The following is a 22,504-nucleotide window of genomic DNA, read 5'->3' as shown; positions in this document are numbered from 1 at the left end:
TGCTCCTGCCGCCAAGCTTTGTCAAAGTCCCTTAGCGTAGGTTGTCCAGCACGATGCCGACAATCTGCAACAGGATGATCAACACCAGCGGGGAAAAATCAATCGCGCCGGTTTGCGGCAGGATACGGCGGATTGGCCCGAGGATCGGCTCCAGCAAGGAATTGATCGAATTATAGACTTGCGTCAGGAACTGGTTGCTGGGGCTGACCACGTTGAAAGCAAACAACAATCCAATCACGAATTGCACGATCACCAGCATCACGATGGCACTGGTCAGAAGGCCGACAATTTGAATGAGTGCGTCCAAAGTTATGTTCCGTTCGGTTCTGTATCAGGCGCGTATTGTGCCTGCCTGTGTTGCAATCCCAGTGCCTATCTAGACATCGCGGCGACCACTCTCAAGCCGCAGGTCTCAAACCGCTTCGCCAGCCGAGCTGACAAGCGTGCCTGCACCGCGGCTGGTAAAGAATTCCAGCAACATCGCGTGGGGTACGCGCCCGTCCAGCACGACGGCGGCTTCACATCCTGCCTCCACTGCATCGACGCAGGTCTGCAGTTTGGGGATCATGCCGCCGCTGACGGTGCCATCTGCCTGCAGTTCCGCGATGTCGGCCGGGGTCAGATCGGTCAGCAGTTTGCCGTCTTTGTCCAGGACGCCCGCCACATCGGTCAGCAGGAACAGCCGCGCCGCACCAAGCGCAGCAGCCAGCGCACCGGCCATGGTGTCGGCGTTGATATTGTAGGTCTGCCCGTCGGCGTCGCTGGCGATCGGGGCGACGATGGGAATCATACCCGCATCGCTGACGGTTTTCAGGACTGCGGTGTCGACATGCGTGGGTTCGCCCACAAAGCCAAGATCCACCACCTGTTCAATCTGGCTGTCCGGGTCCTTTACCGTGCGGCTGACCTTTTCCGCGCGGACCATTTTGCCATCTTTGCCGGACAAGCCAATCGCCTTGCCGCCCGCCTGATTGATCCATCCGACCAGTTCCTTGTTGATGCCCCCGGAAAGGACCATTTCGGCCACTTCGGCAGTGGCCTTGTCGGTGACGCGCAGGCCATCGACGAAGGTGCTTTCCACGCCCAGCTTTTTCAGCATCGCGCCGATTTGCGGACCGCCGCCATGAACCACGACCGGATTGATGCCGACAGCTTTCAGCAGCACGATATCTTCGGCAAAATCGCGCGCCGCCGCCGGGTCGCCCATCGCGTGACCGCCATATTTCACCACAAAGCTCCGGCCTGCATAACGCTGGAAATAGGGCAGTGCCTCGATCAGCGTTTCCGCTTTCGCCAGCATCCTGTCATCATTGGGCATGGTGGTTGCTTTCTTCGTCATGAAACAGGCCAATAAGGTGCAAGCACGCGAAGGGCCAGTATTTCCGAACGCGGCGATTTGGGGGCAACTTAATCGAAAAATAATGAAGATCAGACATTTTTGCAGTTAATGCGCATTTAAAATGCGCTTGTTCTGGCCCGAACGGGTGCTGTTTTGGAAAGAGAGCCCATGCCTGCGCCAACCGATAGTGATGAAACAAACCACGGCGGGCGCCGCGCAAAGGATCGCCGCAACGCGCAACTGCCCTTTGACAGCATAGAGCGCCGGAAGGGTGAACGCCGCAGCGGGGATGATCGCCGCTGCAATCCGCGCATCACCACAAACTAATCGCATGACATAAGGCTGCATGCAGCAGCGCCATCTGGCATTTGCAGCATACTTGCGGCAAAGATAGCGGCCATGAAACGCAATCAATATGAAGAACTGCTCGAACCGCTGGAGCTTGAACTGGTGGCCATGGCGCGTTGGGCAAAGGCCACCGGAGAACGCATTTGCGTGCTGCTGGAGGGCCGCGATACAGCGGGCAAGGGCGGCACAATCAAAGCCATCTCGGAACGGCTCAATCCCCGCCAGTGCCGCGTAGTGGCCTTGCCCAAACCCAGCGATGCGGAGCGCACGCAGTGGTATTTCCAACGTTACGTGCAGCATTTGCCAGCTGCCGGTGAAATCGTGCTGTTCGATCGCAGCTGGTACAACCGTGCAGGTGTGGAAAAGGTCATGGGATTTGCCTCTGACGATCAGGTGGGCAAATTCCTGCGCGAAGTGCCCACTTTTGAAAAACTGCTGGTGGATGACGGTATCCGACTGTTCAAATACTGGCTGAGCGCCAGCCAGGAAGCTCAGGAAGAACGCTTTGCAGAGCGTCTGGAAGATCCGCTGAAACGCTGGAAGCTTTCCCCCATCGATATCAAGGCGCGCACCAGATTTGCCGAATATACAGAGGCGCGCGAAGCAATGTTTGCTGCGACCCATACCGATCATGCGCCCTGGACTGTGGTGGATTACAATGATCAGAAACATGGCCGCCTGACATTGATCCGCCACTTGCTCGATAGCTTGCCCGACATGGATGTGCCGGTAGAGCCACTGGAGTGGCCCGAGCTAGGTCATGAACCGCAAAGCGAAAACTTCAAACATCTCCATCCCATCGCGCCCTTTCCGCTGGCGGATTGATCGCTGGCCCGGTCCAGATTTTCGCCAGGCAAGCCCCTTCGGTTCGATGCTGCATGGCAGCGCCGCCGCAGGCTCTCCCGATTGTGGGACAAGCTGCGCTGGATGCTAGCATTGCTGGGGCTGGCGGGCGGCGCGGTGTTCGCTGCGTATTACAAGGAAAGCTCCGCTGGGTGGGAGCAAGCCCGCAACCAATTCACACAATGTGATCAGCGCAGCAGCGCAGCCTGCACGGTTGATGGTGACACGGTCAGGATAACGAACCGCCGCATTCGTCTGACCGGTTTTGACACGCCCGAACTTCGCGGTTCCTGTCAGGCGGAACGGCAGCTGGCCGTGGTCGCCCGGGAGGAGCTGACGCAGTGGCTTAATCGCGGTCCGTTCGAACTTGACGGAGGGGCAGAACCGCCGCGTGACCAATATGGCAGGGAATTGCGCGCTGCACGGCGCGAGGGAGAGTATCTGGCCGATGTCATGATCGCGCGGGGCCTGGCGCGCAGCAACGGCTGGGGCGCGGGCGCGGCAGATTGGTGCTAGACCCGAAAGGGCAGGCTCGCGAGGATTTCTGCATCGTGATCGCGCGGCGTTGTTTGGGCCAGGGCATCATCGCGCCGCAATAGCAGTGCCTCGATATCGTCGCGGCTGGCCCGCAATGCGCAGGTTAGCCATTTCCCGAGATAGGCGATGCCCTTTGCCTCGCCTGCGCGGGGCATATCCAGGCCATCAAGTCGCGCGATGATCGCTTCGGCAGGATACATGAATTCCTCGGTTACCCACTGATTGGTCGCGATCCAGTGCGTTGGCAGACCATCCGTGTCGAAGCACAACGCCGCGACATGCACGACCTTGGCGGGGTCATCTTTTTCCGGCGTGGCAAGCGGTTCCAGTCCGCCAAAGGCTGACAACGGCAGAAACATATGAAAATGGCCGTGTTCTTTCGGCTCGCGCTGTTCCGGAGGGTGTGCATGGTAAAACCAGCGCGCACCGCTATCCGGGTCGATCGCATCTCCCTTTGGATAATGCGCCCATTGGGTAAATTCCTCTGGCGGCGGAGGCAGGACGCGTTCGATCAGCATCCTGCCCTCGCCCGCCATCGTCTCGCTTAGCGTTATCAGCTCGGCAAGTGCGGTATCGCTGTTACTCGGCAGCTTCGGTCTCGCCATCAGCCATTGCGTCTTCCGCTATCGCATCGCCTTCAGCCATTGCTTCATCGGCCATCGCGTCATCGCTCATCACATCTTCGGCAGCTGCGGCACAGCAGCCGTCTTTCGCAGCAGCGCAGCAACCGCCAGCTGCAGCACAGCAGGAATAGGCCGAGCATGCGCTGCAGGCACCGCAGGCAGACAGGGCCGGCGCGGCAAGCGCGAGGCCGCCGGCTACTTTCAGGAATTGGGTCAATTTCATTTCAGGCATGGCTTTCTCCTTGGTTGAACAGTGCCAACCAAGATATTCGCACCAATTCGATGACCAGTTACCGCACCCTGAAATAAATCGCGCAGAACGATGCTACTCGGCAGCCTCGCTGTCATCCGGCATTTCTTCCGTCATGGTCTCCGGCGGGACGTTGGTCATTTCGGTCTCGGGTAGCTCTACCGCAACGCCTTCGGCATCAGGATCAGCCATTTGCAATTCACCGCCCGACAAATCTTCGACCGCGGGTTCATAAACCGTCTCTTCTTCAGCGCTTCCACATGCACCAAGCCCGAAGGCAAGTGTGGCAACAGCAGCAAAGCGGGTGAGTGTGCGTTTCATATGATCCTCCATCATGGGTTTGAAACCTGCACAGGGTAAACCTGTTGTACATTCGGGCACAAGTCAGGTGCGTTACGCAGCATGGCCGCGGACGGCGAACCCATGCTATTGCGCTTGCATGATCAGAAAAACACTCATTGCAACCGCCCTTGTCCTGTCCGTATCTGCATGCGTCAGCACACCGGAAATCCCCGCACTTTCCGCCTCGCAGGAGGCGTATTGGGATGCGCTGGAGAGCCATTGCGGCTCAAATGGTGTTGGCCGGGCCTATTCCGGCGAACTTGCCAGCTCCGATCCGCGCGATGCAGATTGGGCGGGCAAGCGGATGGTGGCGCATTGGGCCGAATGTTCCGGCACCCGCATCGCGATCGCCTTTCATGTCGAGGACCCGTCAGAACCGGGCGGCTGGAACCGCAGCCGCACCTGGCTGATCACCCGCACCGCTGACGGCCTGCGGCTGAAACATGATCACCGCCACGCCGATGGCAGCGAAGATGCCGTTACGCAGTATGGCGGCGATACGCTGTCTACCGGCACCGCCAGCGTGCAGGATTTCCCGGTCGATGCGTACTCCATCGCCCTGTTCGAGCGTGAAGGGCTGGATGCTTCGCTTACCAATGTCTGGCGCGTTGAAGTCAGTTCAGGTGATGCCCGCGCCCCGCGTTTCGCCTACCAATTGACGCGCCGGAATGATCCGACGCGCCTGTTCCGGGTGGAATTCGACGCCGGGGACGACATTACGCCGCCGCCCCCGGCCTGGGGATGGTAGAGTTTAGGCGGTTGGTAAGAAGCGATCACGCGGCGGCCTTAACCTCTACTGCCTCAGCATCCGCATCACCGGCAGGCAGCGTGGCCCGCAGCAGCAGGTAACCCGCCACCGCCGCCACCAGAGAGCCTGACAGCACGCCGATCTTCACCGCATCCACCTGCGCCGGATCGGCGAAGGCGAGGTTGCCGATAAACAGGCTCATGGTGAAGCCGATAGCCGCCAGTAGTGACAAGGCGTGTATCTGCTTCCAGCTGACATTGTCCGGCAGGCTTGCCATGCCGGTTTTCACCGCGATCCATGCAAAGCCCAGAATGCCCAGCTGCTTACCGATCAACAGGCCCAGCGCGATGCCCAGCGGAAGCGGGGACAGCAGCGTGTCAAAGCCCACTCCGGTCAGGGACACACCGGCATTGGCAAAGCCGAAAATCGGGATGATCAGGAAGGCGATATACGGATGCAGCGCGTGCTCCATCCGCTCCAGCGGCTGGCCGCCATCACGCGATGCAATCGGCACACACATGGCCGCCGCCACACCGGCCAGCGTCGCGTGCACACCGGATTTCAGGACGAACACCCACAGCACCACGCCAAGGATCACATAGGGAATGCTGGAGCCGACCTTGGCCCGGCCAAATGCAGCCAGCACAGCCAAGGTCACAGCGCCGCCCAGCAGCATCCCGAGATCGGTTTCAGCGGTGTAGAAGATCGCGATGATCGTGATCGCGCCGATATCGTCGATCACGGCGACAGCCAGAAGCAATGCCTTCAAGGCAACAGGAACACGCGGCCCCAGCAGGGCAAGCACGCCCAGTGCAAAGGCAATATCGGTCGCGGCAGGAATGGCCCAGCCGTTCATGTTTTCCGGCGAACCTGAATTGATCGAGAGGAACACAATCGCGGGCAAGGCCATGCCGCCAATCGCCGCCATCAGCGGCAGGCTGGCCTTGTTCCAACTGTTCAGCTGGCCGACCAATGCTTCACGCTTCACTTCCAGCCCGACGAGGAAGAAGAAGATCGCCATCAGGCCATCGTTGATCCACAACAGCAGCGGCTTGTTTATCACCGCATCGCCAAATCCGGCGATAACGGGAACAGCCAGCACACCGAAATAGGTGGAGGCCGCGGCGGAATTGGCAATCACCAGCGCCAGCGCGGCGGCAACCATCAGCACGATGCCACCGGCGCTTTCCTTCTTCAGGAAGTCCTGCATCATGGGTTGAACGGTACTAAGCATGTCAAATGTGCCCCCCGGGGAAAATGGTAATTGGCAGGCAGGACCGCGGATTTTATGCGCCCTGCCCGCCCTTCTAAGTTCAGCTGTAGATTCAGCTGCAAGTTCAGCCGCGTGACAGCTGGTTGAAACGCATTGGCCGGCGGGCCGCGCGGGCCAGCAGGTCCTTCACGCGCAGCTTGCGGCGTTTCAGTTCCATCAAACGGAACTGGTCCGGAGTAAGCCTGCGCATTTCATAACGCAGCCTTTCATCGAGCCTCTGGTGAAGCTCTGTCAATCTAAACAAACGGGCCGTCATCCTAATTCTCCCAAAACGGGTTGAAGGGTGATCGGTCAGCCGGATTGTGTTGTTGTGGAAGGCAGAACCATCCCTCAAACTCGCATCGGCTGTCCGATGCGGTCCGACATCACGAGCGCCATGAAGGCGCGCGCCAGAGGGGCCCGGTCCGCAAGTATCCAAATGCGACCAAATCGGTCTGGTTCCAAGCGAAATCGTGTTTTTCGCCAATTTTTTCGCATTCGGGTGACAAAGGTTACACCCTGTCACCCTGTGAAATCGGGCCATAAATCGCGGTTTTGTGCGGGTTACAGGGGCGCGGCGACAGGGTGACACTGTGCGCGGCGATGTTGGTATGTCGCGGGATGAGGGGGGTGGATACAACACGGATGCGTGATGGACCGCGCCCGCCCCTGTAGGAAAGCGCCGCGCGCGGGACGCTATGCCGCTCCGCGCGCCTGGGTGACAATCGCGGTAATTTCATCGAGCAGGCCAAGCCGCTGCCGCTTCAGCCCCTCCATCCGCTCATCACTCGCCGCCTCTGTCTCGGCCTCGATGCGGTGCACCTGCCGGTTGACCTCATGATACTCGTCCGCAAGCCGCACATAATGCGCATCCCCGGCCTTGAGCCGGGTGAGCAGATCACGGTCACGCTTGAAGACTTCGGTGAGTTCGTTGGGCGTATGCTGTGACATGGGGGAGGTCCTTCCTGTTGGTGCTTGGGAAGGGGTTTAGCGCGGTGTGAGCGTGCGGGCTTTGATGTGGGTCAAATTGATGCGCCAGACCTTGCTACGCCGTGCATAATCGTGAAATCATGCGCAGCATGGGACGGCGCAAATCCAATGTGGTTCAATTTCGGAAGCCGTTCCGGGCTGTTCCCCTGCGGCGTATTGCCAATCCCCCGCCCGGTGGTGGCCCGAAACTATTAAAGCGCATTTGGCGGGCGATAGTGCGTTGGCGGCTGCGCATTTTGATCGCGCTGGTTCTTGTCGTTGTAGTTGCGGGATCGTTTCGCGGCGGAACGGTGGCGCATTGGGATTTCCTGACCCGGACACCCCACCCAACGGCGACGGACCCGGAGGCCGCATGGTTCCAGCTTTGCGCGGGGCCTGTGCGCTATACCTGCGTCGTGGATGGCGACACGATCTGGTATCGCGGCGAGAAAATCCGCCTGCTGGATATCGACGCAGCCGAAGTCTCCTCGCCGGGATGCCCCCGCGAAGCCGAGATCGGCGAGCGCGCCACCTATGCCTTGCGCGATATTCTCAACGAAGGTCCCTTCTCGCTCACCCGCGACGGATTTGAGCCGAATCGCGACGTTTACGAACGCTTACTTCGCCGCATCACCCGTGAAGGTGAACCGATTGCTGACCGGCTGATAGAGCAAGGACTGGCCGTGCGCTACCGAGCGGCGGGGCCGGGGTGGTGTGATTGATTAGATAGCTCTGCCGGGCAAGCGCCAGTCGCCCCCAAACCCCTACTCCGCAGCAACGCTCCCGGCGCTGTTGCCGAACATGTCCGGACCATCATCCACGGCCTCTTCCTCGTTCGCGGCGCTGGCTTTGCGGCGCTTGTCGAAATTGCCCCACACGTCGTTCCAATTGCCGGTGGTCGCGGCCTTTGAATATTCCGTGGCGCGGGTTTCGAAGAAGTTGGCGTGCTCCACACCGTTCAGCAGCGGGGCGAGCCATGGCAGCGGGTGGTCTTCGACCATGTAGATGCTCGGCAGGCCAAGCTGCGAAAGCCGCCAGTCCGCGATATAACGGATGTACTTCTTGATTTCCTTCGCCGTCATACCGGGGACGGGGCCTTGTTCGAACGCCAGATCGATGAAGGCATCTTCCAGCCGCACCGTTTTCTGGCACATGTCCATGATGTCTTCCTTCACGGATTTGGTCAGGCAATCGCGTTCTGCGCAGAAGGCGTGGAACAGGCGGGTGATGCCTTCGCAGTGCAGGCTTTCATCGCGCACCGACCAGCTGACGATCTGCCCCATGCCCTTCATCTTGTTGAAGCGCGGGAAGTTCATCAGCATCGCAAAGCTGGCGAACAGTTGCAGCCCTTCGGTAAATCCGCCGAACATGGCGAGCGTGCGGGCGATATCTTCGTCCGTATCGACGCCGAATTCCTGCAGGTAATCGTGCTTGTCCTTCATCTCCTCATATTCGAGGAACATGCCGTATTCGCTTTCGGGCATGCCGATGGTGTCGAGCAGGTGGGAATAGGCGGCGATGTGCACCGTTTCCATGTTGGAGAACGCGGCGAGCATCATCTTGACCTCAACCGGCTTGAACACCGTACCGTATTTCTCGTGGTAGCAATCCTGCACCTCGATATCGGCCTGGGTGAAGAAACGGAAGATCTGCGTGAGCAGGTTCCGCTCATGATCCGTGAGGTTCTGCGCCCAGTCGCGGCAGTCTTCGCCCAAGGGCACTTCTTCCGGCATCCAGTGCACCTGCTGCTGCCGTTTCCAGAACTCGTAAGCCCACGGATATTCAAAGGGCTTGTAGGTCTTACGGGCTTCGAGCAACGACATCTGGTATCTCCGGGTATAGGTGCGAACTTCCTATATAGAGAATCATATCACCGATTCGATAGCAATAGGGGACTTAGGTCGGGGGATAATTCAAAGAAGTTTTGCCGGACTTATCCAGCGCGCACGGAATCCCTCCGGCGGGCAGGCAGGACTAGTCCTCGCCCTTGCTCATGCGGCGCGAAATTTCCAGCGCGACCAAGAGCGGCGTTGCCCACAGCCAGGTCAGCAATGCCGCCTCTCTCCAGCCGCCGCCGTCAGAGGGCAAGCGGGCCGAACAGCCATAGATTTCCAGCAGGTTCTGCGGCTGGCAGCTGGAAGGCCAGTAGGCGCCGGAATACAGATAAATGCCGAGCGTGAACCAAACGACCTGCGCCAGATACAGCGCGAAATAGCGCGATACTCGCACTTCGCCATACCCGTGATGGTTCAAGAACCGTTTGTTCACCCGCTTTGCCATAGCCATGTTTTACATTCCGAATGGTTAGGATAACCTTACCCCTACGTCATTTTCGATTTGAAAAATCCGCACGTTGAGGTTGCATGGAACGCACCGGTCACGCCATGAAGCTGGTGATGGACACCGCCGCCTATCTCGCCCGTATCGGCCTTGCGCAGGCCCCCGCCGCCGATCCTGCGGGGCTGGCCGCAGTGCAGGCGGCACACCGGCAGACGATCCCGTTTGAAAACCTCGCGGTCATGGCTGGCGGCACCATTGCCTGCGATAGCGGGCCCGTCTTTGCCAAGCTGGTAACGGCGCGGCGCGGCGGCTTTTGTTTCGAACACAACCGGTTGATGGCGGATATGCTGGGCGCGATGGGCTTCGATGCGGCGCTGTTGCTGGCGCGGGTGCTGCTGGGGAGCCCGGCAGAGACTACCCCGCGCACCCATTGTCTGGTGCTGGTGCGCTTTGACGAGGAGGCGTGGATTGCCGATGCGGGATTTGGCGGCGGCTACGCTCCGCCCATGCCGCTGGAGGATGGCGCGATGGTCGGCAGCATGGATGGCGCACAGCACCGCCTGCGCCGGATTGGCGAGGAAGGGTCCATCCCCGGCGCATGGCTGCTGGAACGCAAGGGCCCGCAGGGTCCGACCGATGGGCGCTCTGCCAGCGATACTCTGTGGGAACCGCAATTTGCCTTCGATCTTGCCGAAGTGGCGCAGGCAGACATGGCGATGGGTTGCCACTGGGCGGCGACACATGAAAGTTCCCGCTTTACCAGTTTGCATGTCGCCAGCATGTGCCTGCCCGATGGCTTTGTCAGCCTGGTCGACCGCGAGCTGTCATTATGGCGCGCAGGGACCGAGCCGGAAAAGCGCACTGTTCCAGATGCGGCAGAATATCGCCGCCTGCTCGATCACCATTTCGGCCTTGAGTTGAGCGCAGAGGAAATCGCCCGCCTTCCGCTGTGGCGCCAATCGCCTAGCTAATCGCCCGTCTAGTCCCTGCGCTTCTTCGATCCGAAGAAGCTGCCGCCGCCCAGCACCGTCACGCCCAGAAAGAAGCCGAAATCATACCAGCCGCCGCGATTGGGCACGGCGTATACGGCGATATCAGGGCTGAAGAGCGATCCGATGAAGGACCACGGGAAGATAAATCCGTGCCACAAGCCCCACCAGAAACCGGGCGAGCCTGCTTCGCGCGTAACGCCTGCGTCGATCTGGGATGCGCATCCTGCAAGCAGCAGGGATATCGCCAAGAGGGTAAGAATGCGGCTGGTCATGGGCATGGTCTCCTCGCGTCAATACGCGCAGGATGGGCGCGAATACGCAGTGCTGCAAGCCCCCTGCGGTACAGGTCAGCTCAACAGAAACGCTGCCGGGTCTGGGGCGGCATCGGCGGGAAATCCGCCTCTGTGCCCTCGTCAGAAAAATCGGCAATATGGCTGTTCTGGAATTGCTCGAAAGTCTCCGGGCTCAATGGCACCGTGAAGGTCACGCCGCATTCGCCATCAGCGCACCATTTGACGCTGGCCCTGTAGGGCCCGCGTCCGGCGATGAGGATGTAGACCTGGCTGCCGCGCATCAACGCGCTGTCACTGCTGGCAAAACGCGCGCCGCCGACAGACAGATCGCACAGGTGCACGTCCACAGGATCGCCGTCTCCAGCGACATAGCGCCCCGGGACAGTCAGGGCCTTGCGGGGTTCTTGCCGCGTTTGCATGGACACTTGCCCTAGCGCGCAATGGTTACCGCCCGGTAAAATCAGGCGGGCATGAGCACCATGATGATCCACCAGGTCATCGGGACAAACAGCACGGCCATCAACATGTGCAGTCCGCCCAGTGTGCGCCCCTGGTCCCCTTTACGGCGCATCCGCCAGCCGTTGACGAACACGAACAGCGCAGCCAGCGTGCCCAGCACTCCAATGATGATCGGTGTATTTCCGTCCACGGGTGTTCCTTCCGGTCAGTACGTTATTGGAGATACCTAAGGCACACATGCGCTTGTTGATAGAGGACAAAGGTCGGCGCGGCGCGCATCAACTGATCAGTCCGGTTTTCCCTGCCAGCATAGCTGCTCCGACAAGTGCGAGAATCGGACCGAACATGATTGCCAACCAATGATTGAGAGCGCCAGGAAATCTGTCGAGAGCGGTTCTCGGCAGAGGCTCTTCCACGCTAGTTTTCAACATCACCTGCTCAATTCCCGAAATGCCATTCTCGTGCAGCCGGAAGCGAATTGATCGCCATCCACTCCACGTCAGAAGAATTCCGAAAACCAAAAAACCGAAGGCGGCAATCCATTCTTTCGTGGTTCGCCGCCTTCTTTTTGTTCAGCTAAGATCGAAGCCTACTGACAGGCCAGACACTCGTCGTAATCCGTCGTCGGCAGCTCGTATTTTGACGGCTCGGCGGTGTTGTCCGCTTCCACGCCGCCGGCAAAGCCTGCGCGCTGCACGGACTTGGAGCGGAGGTAGTAGAGCGACTTGATGCCCTTTTCCCACGCTTGGAAGTGCAGCATCGCCAGATCCCATTTGTCCACGTCAGCCGGGATAAACAGGTTGAGCGACTGCGCCTGATCGATGAAAGGCGCACGGTCGGCGGCGAATTCGAGCAGCCAGCGCTGGTCGATTTCGAAGCTGGTCTTGTACGCAGCCTTTTCTTCGGGCGTCAGGAAATCGAGGTGCTGGACGCTGCCGTCCTTTTCCAGGATCGAATTCCAGATATTGGTCGAATTCTTGCTCTTCTTGTCGAGCAGCTTTTCCAGATACGGGTTCTTCACCACGAAGCTGCCGGACAGCGTCTTGTGGGTGTAGATATTTGCCGGAATAGGCTCGATACAGGCGCTCGTGCCGCCGCAGATGATCGAAATCGACGCGGTTGGCGCGATCGCCATCTTGCAGCTGAAACGCTCCATCGCGCCCATTTCTTCGGCATCCGGGCAAGCGCCGCGTTCCTGCGCCAGCATCAGGCTGGCCTCGTTCGCCTTGGTGTTGATGTGCTTGAACATCTTCAGGTTCCACACCTTCGCCATGGGGCTTTCGAAACCGATGCCCTTTGACTGGAGGAAGGAGTGGAAGCCCATGACTCCCAGCCCGACGCTGCGTTCACGCTCTGCCGAATATTTGGCGCGGGCCATTTCATCAGGTGCGCGGTCGATATAATCCTGCAGCACATTGTCGAGGAAGCGCATGATGTCTTCGATGACCTGCTTTTCGCCTTCCCACTCTTCCCATTTTTCAAGGTTGAGCGAGGACAGGCAGCACACGGCCGTGCGGTCATTGCCGAGATGGTCGATGCCGGTTGGCAAAGTGATTTCGCTGCACAGATTGGAGGTTGAAACCTTCAGGCCCAGATCGCGGTGATGCTTTGGCATCATGCGGTTCACCGTGTCGGAGAACACGATGTACGGCTCTCCGGTGGCAAGACGCGTTTCGACCAGTTTCTGGAACAGGCTGCGCGCATCCACGGTCTTGCGGACGCTGCCGTCCTTCGGGCTGAGCAGGTCGAAATCATCGCCGGAGCGCACGGCTTCCATGAATTCATCGGTCAGCAACACGCCGTGGTGCAGGTTCAATGCCTTGCGGTTGAAATCGCCCGATGGCTTACGAATTTCGAGGAATTCCTCGATCTCCGGGTGGTGCACATCGATGTAACATGCCGCCGAACCGCGCCGCAGCGAACCTTGTGAAATGGCCAATGTGAGCGAATCCATCACGCGCACGAAAGGAATAATGCCGCTGGTCTTGCCGTTCAGGCCAACAGGTTCGCCAATACCGCGCACATTGCCCCAATAGGTGCCAATGCCGCCGCCCTTGGAGGCGAGCCAGACGTTTTCATTCCACGTGCCGACAATGCCGCCAAGGCTGTCCGACACGGAATTGAGATAGCAACTGATGGGCAGGCCGCGCGTGGTACCGCCGTTCGACAGCACCGGCGTTGCGGGCATGAACCAGAGGTTGGAAATATAGTCGTACAGACGCTGCGCATGTTCGGCATCATCGGCATAGGCATCGGCCACGCGGGCAAACAGATCCTGATAGCTTTCGCCAGGCAGCAGATAACGATCTTCCAGCGTTTCCTTGCCGAATGCGGTCAGATTGGCATCGCGCGCAGGGTCTGTCTTCACGTTGAAACGGCGCGGCAGAATGGATTTGGAATCGATATCCTTCTGCGATGCGGCGCGCGTGGCTTCGGCTAGCGCAGCCGCAGTCGCTCCGGCAACTTCTGCCGCGATCAAATCGTCTGTGCCGATGTCGCTCTTGTCCATTTTTACCGCTTTCTTGGTCGCCTTCTTGGGGGCGACGGTTTTCTCAGGGGCATCACCCGCGACATTATCATCCAGGCCCATTGCCGCATCGTCTCCGTTTCGAAATTCCATTAGCCCCGTATCCCGTCTCTCTGAATGAGCGCGCAGATACTACGCCTGCCGCGCTTCCAATGTTCTATTTGTGTTCGACTCGGGGAAGCACCCCCTATGTAGCCGTTCACGCCGCTTTTTTCACCCTTCGCGAGACAATATTTGTCCCCCGATATGTCCACTCGTGATCCGCAATCTATCCCCCGGCAATCCACCGATTGCCCACAAAAAGCTCCCCAATTCCAGGACTCCGGCCCCAGCCGCGCGAATCGCGAGTTAAGGCCAAAAATCTAGGTCTTGTGGGTGCCCCCGGCATTACGACCACAACCCATAGTGAATCAGACATGGTTCACACGCAAGAGGGTTAAGGTCGATTTACTGGTCCGATCGAGGTTATTCTAATGGTGTATGGCGCAGACAACACGCCGCGACGCGTGGGTTTTCCATGGCTCGCGAGCAGCGCAAGAGGCAAAATCAATCTGCGGAAAAAAATTTGCGGGGTTTCATGATCGGAAATGAAATGAGCAGAGCCGCGAGTCATAAAGAATCAGCGCGCGTAATTTGCTGTCAATTTGTCCGCTTTAGGGCTTTGGGCGGTGGACGCGGCCCGGTGGAGCGTTAAAGAATGTTCGCACAAGTTACACAGGAAATGGATGGGCCATGATTTCCTTCCTCAAAGCTATCCCCTTCGGGGCATTCCTCACCCTCATCATCGCCCTGTTCATGGGATCAGGCGGTGCGACGGGCGGATTGCTGAACGTGTTCAAGGTGGATGTGAATTATCCCGACCTGATGCTGGACTTCAGCTTTTACTGGAGCTGGATGCTGTTCCTGGGCGGAACTTTCCTCGCCTTCATCTTGGTCCTGATGATGGGTGATTGACGATAGGTCGTCAGCTTTGCGCTTCAACGCCACTCCGGTCCGCTGATATCCAGCCCTTGGGCGGATAGCTGATCCAGCACGCCGTCGTCTTCCGCCAGCACGCGCAGCGGGACGACCACCAGTGTGACGCCGTCCTCTGCCATCGCGCCACCAATCGCGCCGAGCCACTGGGTGCGCAGTTCCGGCCCCATGTCCGCATCGGTCCACGGCCAGCATTGGCCCAGCGCCATTTCCAGCGGGTTGGCCATGACAGCGGGCACATTGTAACTGCGCCAGTCGCGCCCGCGCTGTTCGATCATATCCGGGCCCAGCTCTGTCGCAGTCATCGCAGCGTCAAGGCAGGCAAGATGCGCCTGCGGCGGCGTGTCCGCCAGGTTGTCCAGCATATCTTCCCCGCGCACCGAGCCAACCGGCTCTGACGGAACTTCGGCGCGGCGCGCGGCGCGGCGCACCACATCTGATGCATCGCGGCCCGTATCGCGGGTAAAGCCGAGGCGGCGCGAAAGGAGGTCGAAGGACGTGAGCAGGAAGCTTTTGCGTTCGTAATCCTGGTCATACTCTTCTTCCAGCGAGGTCAGCCGGGCTAGCTGGCCCGCGTCCAGATAATCGGCGGCCACGGTATCATCGGGCAGGCGCGTGATGCGTCCGCCGGCAAAGATCATGCGCAGGATATCGCCGGGGGAAATGCGCGGCTTGATGCCAAGGATCACACGCTGCGCTTCCCGCGTTGCATCCTCCAGTCGGCCTGGCTGCCACGGTGTGTTTTCGGGAACAGCAGCAATCTCGCCCACCAGAATGACCGCGCCGCGGGGCGTGTCGATGGTCCACATCGGCGCGCCGGAACGCTGCGCTGTAACGATTATGGATTCGGTCGCCGCATTACGTTCCTGCGCGATGGCTGGCGCGGCGAGGATGCAAAGTGAAGCGGCGAGACTGAAGGCGAGCATTTTCATGGCAGCGCAGTGGCCTCTACGCCATGAATGCGGCCTTACTCTACGGCACCAGAACCGTATCGCGTACCTCGTCATCGGTTTCCGGATAATCGAGGATGTAATGCAGCCCGCGGCTTTCGTGCCGGGCCAGAGCGCTGCGCACGATCAGGCCTGCGCATTGGTGTAGATTGCGCAGCTCGATCAGGTCGGTGGTGACCCGGAAATTGCCGTAATAATCGGCGATCTCGCCTGCCAGCAGGTCGATACGGTTGCCCGCGCGTTCCAGCCGCTTTGTCGTGCGCACAATGCCGACATAGTTCCACATCATCCGCCGGATTTCGGTCCAGTTCTGCTTGATGACAACCTCTTCATCCGAGTCCGTGACGCGGCTTTCATCCCATTCGCGCACGGGTGGCGGCGCTTCGAATGTATCCCAGTTCGCCAGAATATCGCGCCCTGCCGCTTCACCGAACACGAAGCATTCGAGCAGCGAATTCGACGCTAGCCGGTTTGCCCCGTGCAAGCCGCTTTCGGTGCATTCACCCGCCGCATACAGGCCCGGCAGATCGGTGCGGCCATTGAGGTCGATGACCACGCCGCCGCAGGTATAATGCTGTGCCGGGACGACCGGGATCGGCCCCTTGGTCATGTCGATGCCCAGACCCATCAGCTTTTCATGGATTGTCGGGAAGTGCTGCTTCACGAATTCAGGTTCTTCGTGGCTGATATCCAGATGGACGTAATCCAGACCATAACGTTTGATCTGGTCGTCTATCGCGCGCGCCACCACATCGCGAGGTGCAAGCTCCATCCGTTCCGGATCGTAATCAGCCATGAAGCGGTGGCCGGTTTCAGGGTGGAACAGCCGCCCGCCCTCACCGCGCACGGCCTCCGTGATGAGGAAGTTCTTGACGTCCAGATTGTACAGGCAGGTAGGGTGGAACTGCATCATCTCCATATTGGAAACGCGCGCGCCTGCACGCCATGCCATTGCGATACCGTCTCCGGTCGCGCCGCGCGGTGCGGTAGAGAATTGATAGACGCGACCAGCCCCGCCCGCCGCCATGATCGTGGCCTTGGCAGTATAAGCTTCCACCTTGCCCGTCGCCGTATCGAGCGCATAGGCACCCCACACGCGGCCGGACCCTGAATATTTCGCCTCATGCCGCCCGGTGATCAGGTCAACGCAGGTGCGGTCCGGCAGCAAGGTAATATTGGGACTTTCCTCTGCCGCCTTCAGCAGCGCGGCCTGTACGGCCCAGCCAGTCGCATCATCGACATGGACGATGCGGCGGTGGGAATGCCCGCCTTCGCGGGTGAGGTGCAGATCCCCGCTTTCGCGGTTGAACGGCACGCCCAATTCGCACAACCGGTCAATCGCACGCGGCGCGCCTTCGATGACGAATTCCACCGTCTCCCTGTCATTCAGGCCCGCACCCGCCACCATCGTATCGCGGATATGATCTTCAAACGTGTCGCCGGCATCGAGAACAGCAGCGATCCCGCCCTGCGCCCACGCGGTAGAGCCACTGCGCAGCGTGCCCTTGGCGAGAACAAGAACCTTGCACTTTTCCGCCAGAGTGAGCGCGGCGGTAAGCCCGGCCGCGCCGGAGCCGATGATCAGGACGTCATGATGGTTTTGGTCAGGCAAATGAAACTCCGCTCATCCTGGGCTTGTTGGGGACCGCATCGCGTCAGATCAGGTTGCGGCTTCGGCTGGCGCAGTCAGCTGCACGAACACATCTTCCAGATCAGCCTCACGCGTGGTTACGTCCTCTATGACATAACCGTGCTGCTGGATCAGCGAGAGCACTTGCCCGGCGCTGGCACTGTCCCGGTTGTAAGTCACTTCCAGAATACGGTCCTCGATCACTTCGGCCTTGGTGAAAGCCTCTTCCATGATCGGACCGCCAAGGTCCTTGTCTACCGAAACGCGCACGATTTTCTCGCGGCCCATGGCAACCAGTTCGCGGGTGGTCCTGTTGGCGATCAACTCGCCATTGTTGATGATCGCGATACGTTCACACAATTGCTCTGCTTCTTCGAGGTAGTGTGTGGTCAGAACAACGGTCACGCCTTCGGAATTCAGTTCGCTCACCAGTTCCCACAGCTGGCGGCGCAGTTCCACGTCCACACCGGCGGTCGGTTCATCCAGCACAAGGATCGGCGGGGAATGGACCATGGCCTTCGCAATCAGCAAACGCCGCTTCATCCCGCCGGACAATGTCCGGGCATAGGCGTTGCGCTTGTCTTCCAGCCGCACAGCCTTCAGCAATTCCTCGGACCGCCTCAGCGCCTTTGCAACGCCGTACATGCCGCCCTGGTTTTCCAGCACCTCGAAAGGGGTGAAAAACGGATCGAAGACGATTTCCTGTGGTACGATGCCGATGTTCAGCTTCGCATTGCGGTGATCGGTATCGATATCGTGGCCCCAGATTTTTACCGTGCCACCGGTCTTGTTCACCATGCCCGCCATGATGTTGATCAGCGTGGACTTGCCCGCGCCATTAGGGCCGAGCAGGCCGAAAACCTGGCCTTCGGGCACATCGAAGGTAACGCCTTTCAGCGCCTCTTTGGGCGGCGCATCGCCGCTGCCGGCGTAGACTTTGCGAAGATCGCGGATTTCGATTGCATTATCGGCCATATCGCAGCGCTCTTAGGGGCTTTTCCCGCCCCGCGTAAAGCGATAGGAGCACAAGGATGGAACAGGTACCCGAAACCACAATCGTTGATACTCCTCGAGTCTGGTGCGACGGCGCAGGCGATATTCGCGGCGGCGAGAATTATTTACCCGTCAGCCTCGGCCATCCACGCGTGTGGATGCAGATCGACGAAAAAGGCTATGCCGATTGCGGCTATTGCGACCGGCGTTTCATCCTTCAGGGCGGCCCGGCGGATGATGGCAACGTACCTGACGTGGCGGCGTAGGTTTACCGCGCGCGGGGCACACCCGCATGCGCTGTCAGCCTAGGTTCAGCGGTATTGTGTATCATGACCGTGTCTGGAGAAGCGATATGAAACTGATTCTTGCCGCAGTCGCGACCACTTTGCTGGCCGCCACCGTTCCTGCCGCCGCGCAGGACCGCGAAGCCCAGCGCGAAGCCCAATATGAAGAGGCATTCGAAGAGCTGGTCGAAGGCCGGGTCGCGGGTGAGCCGACTTCCTGCATCTCGACATTCAACAGCAATCGCCTGCGGGTGGTCGAAAACGTCGGTCTGGCGTACGAACGCGGCGGCACCTTATGGGTCGCCCGGGCAAGCGATCCGCGTAACCTTGGCCCGTGGGATGTGCCGATCATTGAACGTACCGGCAGCCAGCTCTGCCGCCATGATGTGCACCGCACGATCGACCGCAGTTCTGGCATGTTTTCCGGCATTCTGTTCCTGAGCGACTGGACACCCTACACCGAAGCGCCCGAAGCCGAAGGCTGATTTTGCAGTGGCCATGGCGCGCAGGCGATGGGCCGCTGAGATCCTCCACTTCTGGTTTCACCGCCTTGGCCCGCGCGATTGGTGGGGTGGTTCCGGCAATCTCGATCAAGTTTGCACAGAGCGCTTTCAGCCGGAGCTGGAGGCGCTTTGCCGCATGCCCCGGACCACCTTTACCTCAGATCCGGGCACTGCACTCGCCAGCGTCCTGCTGTTCGACCAGATGCCGCGCAATATCTATCGCGGGACACCGCGCGCATTCGCCTTCGATCCGCTGGCCTGCGCCATTGCGCATGAAGCGCTGGATTGCGGATACGATCTCGCTGTGCCGCTCCGTCAGGCGCAATTCCTGGCTATGCCTTTGATGCACAGCGAGGACATTGCCGACCAGCGCCGCGCGCTGGAAATATTTCGCCGGATCAATGGCGGCCGGAACTTTGGTTTTGCGCGCAGCCATTACCGCATGATCGCGCGGTTTGGGCGCTTCCCGCATCGCAATGATATTCTGGGCCGGGAAACGACATCTGCGGAAAGGCGCGCCATCGATGCCGGGTTCGCCTGGTAAAGGCGGCAGGAACAGCGGCGGCGGCGGCGACGGCGACGGCGACAGCAACGGCGCGTCGATCAACAGTCAATAAGGGCGCGGCGCATCTGAATGATCACGTGTGTCGCCAAAATATTCACAAAGATCGCTGACCGGGCATTGTTCGCATTTGGGTGCGCGCGCGCTGCAGATCCGCTTGCCGAATTGGATCAGCCAGAAGTGCCCGTCACGCATGGCCCAATCAGGTGAACGGTCTTCCAGTTGCTGTGCTGTCTTGTCGGCTGTTTTCGCCTGCGTCAGGCCGATGCGATTGCAGACGCGGTGGACGTGAGTATCAACCGCGATGACATCTTCACCGAAGGCAAAACTCATGACGATATCGGCGCATTTGCGGCCGATACCCGGCAGGCTGAGCAGGCCTTCACGCGTGGCCGGCACCCTCCCGCCATGGTCCGCCAGCAGCGCCTCGCAGAACTTGCGGATATTGCGCGCCTTTACGTTGTAGAGTCCGCACGGCTTGATCGCGGCGGCGATCTGTTCACCCGTAAGGGCCAGCATATCTTCCGGTGTACGGGCGAGCGCAAACAGCGCTTTGGCAGCTTTCGCAGTATTGCTGTCGAGCGATTGGGCAGACAGCATGCAGGAAATGCAGCTGCGAAACGGATCGGGTTGTCCCTTGGGGCCTTTGGCATCTTTCGTGCGCCCCGGCATGGCTTGGGAAAGGCGGGCGTACACCTGTTCCACCTGTGCGCGGTCCAGCATCAGTTGCGCCTTTCAAGCGTCAGCAGGATACCGCCAAGGATCAGCGTGCTGGCAAGGGCCAGCGACAGGGTGAGCGGTTCTGCCAACAATAAAGCCCCGCCCAGCGCTGCCACCACAGGCGTGGCCAGTTGCACTGCCGCGACAGTCGCCAACCCCATGCGCGGGGCGACCGCATACCAAACGACATAACCAAGGCCCGAAGTCAGCGCGCCAGATAGCACAGCCATGACAACGCCGAACCCTGTTGGCCAGGCGCTATCCAACAGCAGCATCGGCAGAACCATCGGTGTCGCCAGCAGAAAATTGCGTGCAGTGCGGCCAGCGGGATCGCCGGCGCCGCGCCCCAGAAGTGTGTAGACGCCCCATGCGGCGCCCGCCATTGCCATCAACAGTGCAGGAGCAATCTCCACTGCGCCTGCACCGGGGGCCAGCAGATAGGCCACACCAGCCAATGCCAGCGCCATACCCAGCCAGCCGCGCAAGGCCGGAGCATCGCCGCGTATTGCTGCGATCAGCAGGATCGTCGCCTGGACGCAGGCGAACAGGATAAGCGCCCCGCTGGCTGCGCCAAGGCTGATGTAGGCGAACGAAAAACTGCCGATATAGATCGCCAGCGCAGTGGCTCCGAACAGGTCGGCGCGGCCCGGAGTACGGCCCAAAACCGGCAGCAGGATAAGCGCGCCCGCCGCCAGCCGAAACGCGGAATAGGCACCTGCGCCCATCGCCCCGTCGGCCAATGCGGCGCGTGCGAAAAGGGAATTTCCAGCAAAGGCGATGATCGCAGCCGCTGCCAGCAGCATCACTTTGGCAGGGGTCATCCGGGCGCGGGAAAGGTCATTCATGCACGGCCAGTGGCACAATTGGTACGGATCGGACAGTCATGACATTTGGGCACGGCGGGGCGGCAATACACTTGCCCCAGACGCTTAACCAGCAAGTGATGTTCGTCGATATCGGCGGCAGACCAGCCTTCCGGCAACAGCGGCATCAACGTATCGTAAACTCGCGCAGTGTCGGCCTTTGGCGGGACGAGACCGGCGCGCTGCATGACGCGCCGATGATGTCCGTCGATCACCAGGGCGCGGCGTACAAAGATGGAGGTGTTCATGACACCCGCAGCGATTTTTCGCCCCACACCGGGCAAGGCCTGCAGCCATTCCATCGCATCATGATCGGGCAAGTTGGAAAGATGGCGCAGGTCCACGCTCCCGCGCTCTTCGATGATGGCCGTGAGGCAGGCCTTCACCCGCTCCGCCGCGACGGAGGGAAAAGTCTGCGGCCGGAGCAATTCTTCCAGATCGGCAACATCGGCGCGCGCCACACCTTCCCATGAACCAAACCGATCGCGCAGCGCGTCGGTTGATGCATTGGAAATCGCGGTCTTCGTCTGCGCCCCGATGACGCCCTGAACCAGTGTCCAGACAGGATCGCGGCGCTTGTCATCGGGCCGCACGATACGTCCGAACGCGCTGATGAGCGTGCTGTGGATAGTCTCAAGCTGGTCCGTGCGCGGGTCGGGGCCGAGCGGCAATAATCCAGTCATCGGCTAATAAACAGCGCGCCTATCGGCCCAACTATCGACGAAGCTGCCCGCGAATCGCCCCGCGTGGATATTCCGCCGTGTGGACGTTGACGTAGTAATTCGACAGCCCTTCATCGAAAGCTTGCTGCACCCAGCCGGTTTCGGTGCTGCAACCGCGCCAGCCGCCTTCGGTTGCCCGGGCAAGTGGCAAGACGACCGGGCCGTCAACGCCGGCAGCCCCGCGGTGGATATGCGCAGCGGTAATGGGGCCCAGGTTTTCAAGATCGTTCAAGTCCCAGCACACCCGCGACAATTCATCCGTAAAGGTGATTTCAGCCGTGCCACTGCCATTGGGGCTGGCGCTATGCACTTCATTCGCGCCGCTCAGTTCCACCACGTAAGTAGGCGATGTGTTTTCGAAATACGTCTCTTGCAGCGTCTCGCAGGCGGACAAGGACATCACGGCGGCGGTGGCTGTTACCACCATGAGAATACGGCTGTTCATCGAAATCACCTCGGATAAATTGAGCGTCACAAGGGGAACGCATGCTCCCAGCGCC

Annotated in this window: 31 protein-coding genes; 9 read left to right on the top strand and 22 right to left on the bottom strand. The window is 60.0% G+C overall.

Going from position 1 to position 22,504, the window contains the following annotated elements:
• Positions 1-31: 31 nt before the first annotated feature.
• The 3 genes from AB731_RS03465 to AB731_RS13920 all read right to left on the bottom strand — a co-directional run bounded on the left by AB731_RS03465 (position 32) and on the right by AB731_RS13920 (position 1,687).
• A complete protein-coding gene (locus AB731_RS03465; protein ID WP_047092404.1) occupies positions 32-313 on the bottom strand; it encodes a YggT family protein in 282 nt (93 codons plus the stop codon).
• Positions 314-412: 99 nt separating this feature from the next.
• Positions 413-1,318, bottom strand: coding sequence for an acetylglutamate kinase (gene argB, locus AB731_RS03460; RefSeq protein WP_047093085.1), 906 nt, complete (start codon positions 1,316-1,318; stop codon positions 413-415).
• Between the two features lie 126 nt (positions 1,319-1,444).
• Positions 1,445-1,687, bottom strand: coding sequence for a hypothetical protein (locus tag AB731_RS13920; protein WP_156167345.1), 243 nt, complete (start codon positions 1,685-1,687; stop codon positions 1,445-1,447).
• Positions 1,688-1,738: 51 nt separating this feature from the next.
• Here AB731_RS13920 and ppk2 point away from each other — a divergent pair, with 51 nt between their 5' ends.
• The gene (gene ppk2 / locus AB731_RS03455) at positions 1,739-2,512 is read left to right on the top strand and encodes a polyphosphate kinase 2 (protein ID WP_047092405.1); all 774 of its coding nucleotides are present in this window, start codon (positions 1,739-1,741) and stop codon (positions 2,510-2,512) included.
• Between the two features lie 81 nt (positions 2,513-2,593).
• Positions 2,594-3,046 (top strand): thermonuclease family protein, encoded by a 453-nt coding sequence (locus tag AB731_RS13555; RefSeq protein ID WP_052768862.1) that lies wholly within the window; start codon positions 2,594-2,596, stop codon positions 3,044-3,046.
• Here the strand turns inward: AB731_RS13555 and AB731_RS03445 are convergent.
• From AB731_RS03445 to AB731_RS03435, 3 genes are all read right to left on the bottom strand, one after another.
• Positions 3,043-3,672, bottom strand: a complete 630-nt coding sequence (locus AB731_RS03445) for a DUF6969 family protein (RefSeq protein WP_052768863.1) — start codon at positions 3,670-3,672, stop codon at positions 3,043-3,045. The two genes, AB731_RS13555 and AB731_RS03445, sit on opposite strands and share 4 nt — an antisense overlap.
• Positions 3,647-3,922, bottom strand: coding sequence for a hypothetical protein (locus AB731_RS03440; protein ID WP_047092406.1), 276 nt, complete (start codon positions 3,920-3,922; stop codon positions 3,647-3,649). The genes AB731_RS03445 and AB731_RS03440 overlap by 26 nt, the downstream gene beginning before the upstream one ends.
• 93 nt (positions 3,923-4,015) lie before the next feature.
• A complete protein-coding gene (locus AB731_RS03435; RefSeq protein WP_047093088.1) occupies positions 4,016-4,261 on the bottom strand; it encodes a hypothetical protein in 246 nt (81 codons plus the stop codon).
• Between the two features lie 118 nt (positions 4,262-4,379).
• On the opposite strand from AB731_RS03435, the gene AB731_RS03430 reads away from it, so the two are divergent.
• Complete coding sequence (locus AB731_RS03430) at positions 4,380-5,030, top strand: hypothetical protein (protein ID WP_047092407.1); 651 nt, start codon at positions 4,380-4,382, stop codon at positions 5,028-5,030.
• 25 nt (positions 5,031-5,055) lie between these two features.
• On the opposite strand, the gene nhaA is transcribed toward AB731_RS03430, so the two are convergent.
• The 3 genes from nhaA to AB731_RS03415 form a co-directional block, all read right to left on the bottom strand.
• The gene (nhaA, locus tag AB731_RS03425; RefSeq protein ID WP_047092408.1) at positions 5,056-6,264 is read right to left on the bottom strand and encodes a Na+/H+ antiporter NhaA; all 1,209 of its coding nucleotides are present in this window, start codon (positions 6,262-6,264) and stop codon (positions 5,056-5,058) included.
• 103 nt (positions 6,265-6,367) lie between these two features.
• Complete coding sequence (locus AB731_RS03420; RefSeq protein ID WP_047092409.1) at positions 6,368-6,559, bottom strand: YdcH family protein; 192 nt, start codon at positions 6,557-6,559, stop codon at positions 6,368-6,370.
• Between the two features lie 419 nt (positions 6,560-6,978).
• The gene (locus AB731_RS03415; RefSeq protein WP_047092410.1) at positions 6,979-7,233 is read right to left on the bottom strand and encodes a YdcH family protein; all 255 of its coding nucleotides are present in this window, start codon (positions 7,231-7,233) and stop codon (positions 6,979-6,981) included.
• Between the two features lie 254 nt (positions 7,234-7,487).
• On the opposite strand from AB731_RS03415, the gene AB731_RS13745 reads away from it, so the two are divergent.
• Complete coding sequence (locus AB731_RS13745) at positions 7,488-7,973, top strand: thermonuclease family protein (protein WP_162199455.1); 486 nt, start codon at positions 7,488-7,490, stop codon at positions 7,971-7,973.
• Between the two features lie 42 nt (positions 7,974-8,015).
• On the opposite strand, the gene AB731_RS03405 is transcribed toward AB731_RS13745, so the two are convergent.
• Positions 8,016-9,074, bottom strand: coding sequence for a ribonucleotide-diphosphate reductase subunit beta (locus AB731_RS03405; RefSeq protein WP_047092411.1), 1,059 nt, complete (start codon positions 9,072-9,074; stop codon positions 8,016-8,018).
• A 151-nt stretch (positions 9,075-9,225) separates the two neighbouring features.
• Entirely contained in the window at positions 9,226-9,537 is a 312-nt protein-coding gene (locus AB731_RS03400) for a hypothetical protein (protein WP_156167342.1), read from the bottom strand.
• Between the two features lie 77 nt (positions 9,538-9,614).
• Here AB731_RS03400 and AB731_RS03395 point away from each other — a divergent pair, with 77 nt between their 5' ends.
• Positions 9,615-10,502, top strand: coding sequence for an arylamine N-acetyltransferase family protein (locus AB731_RS03395; RefSeq protein ID WP_231638823.1), 888 nt, complete (start codon positions 9,615-9,617; stop codon positions 10,500-10,502).
• Positions 10,503-10,510: 8 nt separating this feature from the next.
• On the opposite strand, the gene AB731_RS03390 is transcribed toward AB731_RS03395, so the two are convergent.
• The 4 genes from AB731_RS03390 to AB731_RS03375 form a co-directional block, all read right to left on the bottom strand.
• Complete coding sequence (locus tag AB731_RS03390; RefSeq protein ID WP_047093091.1) at positions 10,511-10,795, bottom strand: hypothetical protein; 285 nt, start codon at positions 10,793-10,795, stop codon at positions 10,511-10,513.
• Between the two features lie 80 nt (positions 10,796-10,875).
• A complete protein-coding gene (locus AB731_RS03385; protein ID WP_047092413.1) occupies positions 10,876-11,235 on the bottom strand; it encodes a PilZ domain-containing protein in 360 nt (119 codons plus the stop codon).
• A 41-nt stretch (positions 11,236-11,276) separates the two neighbouring features.
• The gene (locus AB731_RS03380) at positions 11,277-11,465 is read right to left on the bottom strand and encodes a hypothetical protein (protein ID WP_047092414.1); all 189 of its coding nucleotides are present in this window, start codon (positions 11,463-11,465) and stop codon (positions 11,277-11,279) included.
• Between the two features lie 399 nt (positions 11,466-11,864).
• Positions 11,865-13,895: a ribonucleoside-diphosphate reductase subunit alpha gene (locus AB731_RS03375; protein ID WP_047092415.1), complete on the bottom strand. Its 2,031-nt coding sequence runs from the start codon at positions 13,893-13,895 to the stop codon at positions 11,865-11,867.
• Between the two features lie 639 nt (positions 13,896-14,534).
• Between AB731_RS03375 and AB731_RS03370 the strand changes: the two genes are divergently transcribed.
• Positions 14,535-14,756, top strand: a complete 222-nt coding sequence (locus AB731_RS03370) for a hypothetical protein (RefSeq protein ID WP_047092416.1) — start codon at positions 14,535-14,537, stop codon at positions 14,754-14,756.
• A 23-nt stretch (positions 14,757-14,779) separates the two neighbouring features.
• Here AB731_RS03370 and AB731_RS03365 read toward each other — a convergent pair whose 3' ends face one another.
• Genes AB731_RS03365 through AB731_RS03355 form a run of 3 tightly spaced genes read right to left on the bottom strand, consistent with a single transcriptional unit; the run spans position 14,780 to position 18,332 of the window.
• On the bottom strand, positions 14,780-15,709 hold the full coding sequence (locus tag AB731_RS03365) for a TraB/GumN family protein (protein WP_047092417.1): 930 nt from the start codon (positions 15,707-15,709) through the stop codon (positions 14,780-14,782).
• A 40-nt stretch (positions 15,710-15,749) separates the two neighbouring features.
• The gene (nadB, locus tag AB731_RS03360) at positions 15,750-17,339 is read right to left on the bottom strand and encodes an L-aspartate oxidase (RefSeq protein WP_047092418.1); all 1,590 of its coding nucleotides are present in this window, start codon (positions 17,337-17,339) and stop codon (positions 15,750-15,752) included.
• Between the two features lie 48 nt (positions 17,340-17,387).
• Positions 17,388-18,332, bottom strand: a complete 945-nt coding sequence (locus AB731_RS03355) for an ABC transporter ATP-binding protein (RefSeq protein ID WP_047092419.1) — start codon at positions 18,330-18,332, stop codon at positions 17,388-17,390.
• Between the two features lie 56 nt (positions 18,333-18,388).
• Between AB731_RS03355 and AB731_RS03350 the strand changes: the two genes are divergently transcribed.
• The 3 genes from AB731_RS03350 to AB731_RS03340 all read left to right on the top strand — a co-directional run bounded on the left by AB731_RS03350 (position 18,389) and on the right by AB731_RS03340 (position 19,681).
• Complete coding sequence (locus AB731_RS03350) at positions 18,389-18,616, top strand: zinc-finger domain-containing protein (RefSeq protein WP_047092420.1); 228 nt, start codon at positions 18,389-18,391, stop codon at positions 18,614-18,616.
• An 86-nt stretch (positions 18,617-18,702) separates the two neighbouring features.
• The gene (locus AB731_RS03345) at positions 18,703-19,119 is read left to right on the top strand and encodes a hypothetical protein (RefSeq protein ID WP_047092421.1); all 417 of its coding nucleotides are present in this window, start codon (positions 18,703-18,705) and stop codon (positions 19,117-19,119) included.
• A gap of 13 nt (positions 19,120-19,132) precedes the next feature.
• Positions 19,133-19,681: a DUF924 family protein gene (locus tag AB731_RS03340; RefSeq protein ID WP_047092422.1), complete on the top strand. Its 549-nt coding sequence runs from the start codon at positions 19,133-19,135 to the stop codon at positions 19,679-19,681.
• Positions 19,682-19,747: 66 nt separating this feature from the next.
• Here the strand turns inward: AB731_RS03340 and AB731_RS03335 are convergent, their stop codons facing one another.
• From AB731_RS03335 to AB731_RS03320, 4 genes are read right to left on the bottom strand one after another with little or no spacing between them, the layout of a single operon-like run.
• Positions 19,748-20,422, bottom strand: a complete 675-nt coding sequence (locus AB731_RS03335) for an endonuclease III domain-containing protein (RefSeq protein ID WP_047092423.1) — start codon at positions 20,420-20,422, stop codon at positions 19,748-19,750.
• Positions 20,422-21,264: an EamA family transporter gene (locus tag AB731_RS03330; RefSeq protein WP_052768866.1), complete on the bottom strand. Its 843-nt coding sequence runs from the start codon at positions 21,262-21,264 to the stop codon at positions 20,422-20,424. The genes AB731_RS03335 and AB731_RS03330 overlap by 1 nt, the downstream gene beginning before the upstream one ends.
• On the bottom strand, positions 21,261-21,965 hold the full coding sequence (locus AB731_RS03325) for an endonuclease III domain-containing protein (protein WP_047092424.1): 705 nt from the start codon (positions 21,963-21,965) through the stop codon (positions 21,261-21,263). Before AB731_RS03325 ends, AB731_RS03330 begins: the two co-directional genes overlap by 4 nt.
• A gap of 31 nt (positions 21,966-21,996) precedes the next feature.
• Positions 21,997-22,449: a CHRD domain-containing protein gene (locus tag AB731_RS03320; RefSeq protein WP_231638822.1), complete on the bottom strand. Its 453-nt coding sequence runs from the start codon at positions 22,447-22,449 to the stop codon at positions 21,997-21,999.
• Positions 22,450-22,504 lie beyond the last annotated feature (55 nt).

This window comes from Aurantiacibacter marinus (assembly GCF_001021555.1).
Taxonomy (GTDB): Bacteria; Pseudomonadota; Alphaproteobacteria; order Sphingomonadales; family Sphingomonadaceae; genus Alteraurantiacibacter; species Alteraurantiacibacter marinus.
The sequence above is the reverse complement of the archived record's forward strand: the minus strand, read 5'-3'. Positions and strand labels throughout refer to the sequence as shown.

Excerpts from the sequence above, each read along its gene's own strand:
- ppk2 (WP_047092405.1), top strand. The coding sequence starts at position 1,739 with ATGAAACGCAATCAATATGAAGAACTGCTCGAACCGCTGGAGCTTGAA.
- AB731_RS03340 (WP_047092422.1), top strand. The coding sequence starts at position 19,133 with ATGGCGCGCAGGCGATGGGCCGCTGAGATCCTCCACTTCTGGTTTCAC.
- AB731_RS03390 (WP_047093091.1), bottom strand. The coding sequence starts at position 10,795 with ATGACCAGCCGCATTCTTACCCTCTTGGCGATATCCCTGCTGCTTGCA.
- AB731_RS03325 (WP_047092424.1), bottom strand. The coding sequence starts at position 21,965 with ATGACTGGATTATTGCCGCTCGGCCCCGACCCGCGCACGGACCAGCTT.
- AB731_RS03330 (WP_052768866.1), bottom strand. The coding sequence starts at position 21,264 with ATGAATGACCTTTCCCGCGCCCGGATGACCCCTGCCAAAGTGATGCTG.
- AB731_RS03430 (WP_047092407.1), top strand. The coding sequence starts at position 4,380 with ATGATCAGAAAAACACTCATTGCAACCGCCCTTGTCCTGTCCGTATCT.
- AB731_RS03375 (WP_047092415.1), bottom strand. The coding sequence starts at position 13,895 with ATGGAATTTCGAAACGGAGACGATGCGGCAATGGGCCTGGATGATAAT.
- AB731_RS03400 (WP_156167342.1), bottom strand. The coding sequence starts at position 9,537 with ATGGCTATGGCAAAGCGGGTGAACAAACGGTTCTTGAACCATCACGGG.
- AB731_RS03395 (WP_231638823.1), top strand. The coding sequence starts at position 9,615 with ATGGAACGCACCGGTCACGCCATGAAGCTGGTGATGGACACCGCCGCC.
- AB731_RS03385 (WP_047092413.1), bottom strand. The coding sequence starts at position 11,235 with ATGCAAACGCGGCAAGAACCCCGCAAGGCCCTGACTGTCCCGGGGCGC.
- nhaA (WP_047092408.1), bottom strand. The coding sequence starts at position 6,264 with ATGCTTAGTACCGTTCAACCCATGATGCAGGACTTCCTGAAGAAGGAA.
- AB731_RS03320 (WP_231638822.1), bottom strand. The coding sequence starts at position 22,449 with ATGAACAGCCGTATTCTCATGGTGGTAACAGCCACCGCCGCCGTGATG.
- argB (WP_047093085.1), bottom strand. The coding sequence starts at position 1,318 with ATGCCCAATGATGACAGGATGCTGGCGAAAGCGGAAACGCTGATCGAG.
- AB731_RS03370 (WP_047092416.1), top strand. The coding sequence starts at position 14,535 with ATGATTTCCTTCCTCAAAGCTATCCCCTTCGGGGCATTCCTCACCCTC.
- AB731_RS03440 (WP_047092406.1), bottom strand. The coding sequence starts at position 3,922 with ATGCCTGAAATGAAATTGACCCAATTCCTGAAAGTAGCCGGCGGCCTC.
- AB731_RS03335 (WP_047092423.1), bottom strand. The coding sequence starts at position 20,422 with ATGCTGGACCGCGCACAGGTGGAACAGGTGTACGCCCGCCTTTCCCAA.
- AB731_RS13920 (WP_156167345.1), bottom strand. The coding sequence starts at position 1,687 with ATGCAGCCTTATGTCATGCGATTAGTTTGTGGTGATGCGCGGATTGCA.
- AB731_RS03405 (WP_047092411.1), bottom strand. The coding sequence starts at position 9,074 with ATGTCGTTGCTCGAAGCCCGTAAGACCTACAAGCCCTTTGAATATCCG.
- AB731_RS03420 (WP_047092409.1), bottom strand. The coding sequence starts at position 6,559 with ATGACGGCCCGTTTGTTTAGATTGACAGAGCTTCACCAGAGGCTCGAT.
- AB731_RS03345 (WP_047092421.1), top strand. The coding sequence starts at position 18,703 with ATGAAACTGATTCTTGCCGCAGTCGCGACCACTTTGCTGGCCGCCACC.
- AB731_RS03355 (WP_047092419.1), bottom strand. The coding sequence starts at position 18,332 with ATGGCCGATAATGCAATCGAAATCCGCGATCTTCGCAAAGTCTACGCC.
- AB731_RS03415 (WP_047092410.1), bottom strand. The coding sequence starts at position 7,233 with ATGTCACAGCATACGCCCAACGAACTCACCGAAGTCTTCAAGCGTGAC.
- AB731_RS03435 (WP_047093088.1), bottom strand. The coding sequence starts at position 4,261 with ATGAAACGCACACTCACCCGCTTTGCTGCTGTTGCCACACTTGCCTTC.
- AB731_RS03365 (WP_047092417.1), bottom strand. The coding sequence starts at position 15,709 with ATGAAAATGCTCGCCTTCAGTCTCGCCGCTTCACTTTGCATCCTCGCC.
- AB731_RS03350 (WP_047092420.1), top strand. The coding sequence starts at position 18,389 with ATGGAACAGGTACCCGAAACCACAATCGTTGATACTCCTCGAGTCTGG.
- AB731_RS03445 (WP_052768863.1), bottom strand. The coding sequence starts at position 3,672 with ATGGCGAGACCGAAGCTGCCGAGTAACAGCGATACCGCACTTGCCGAG.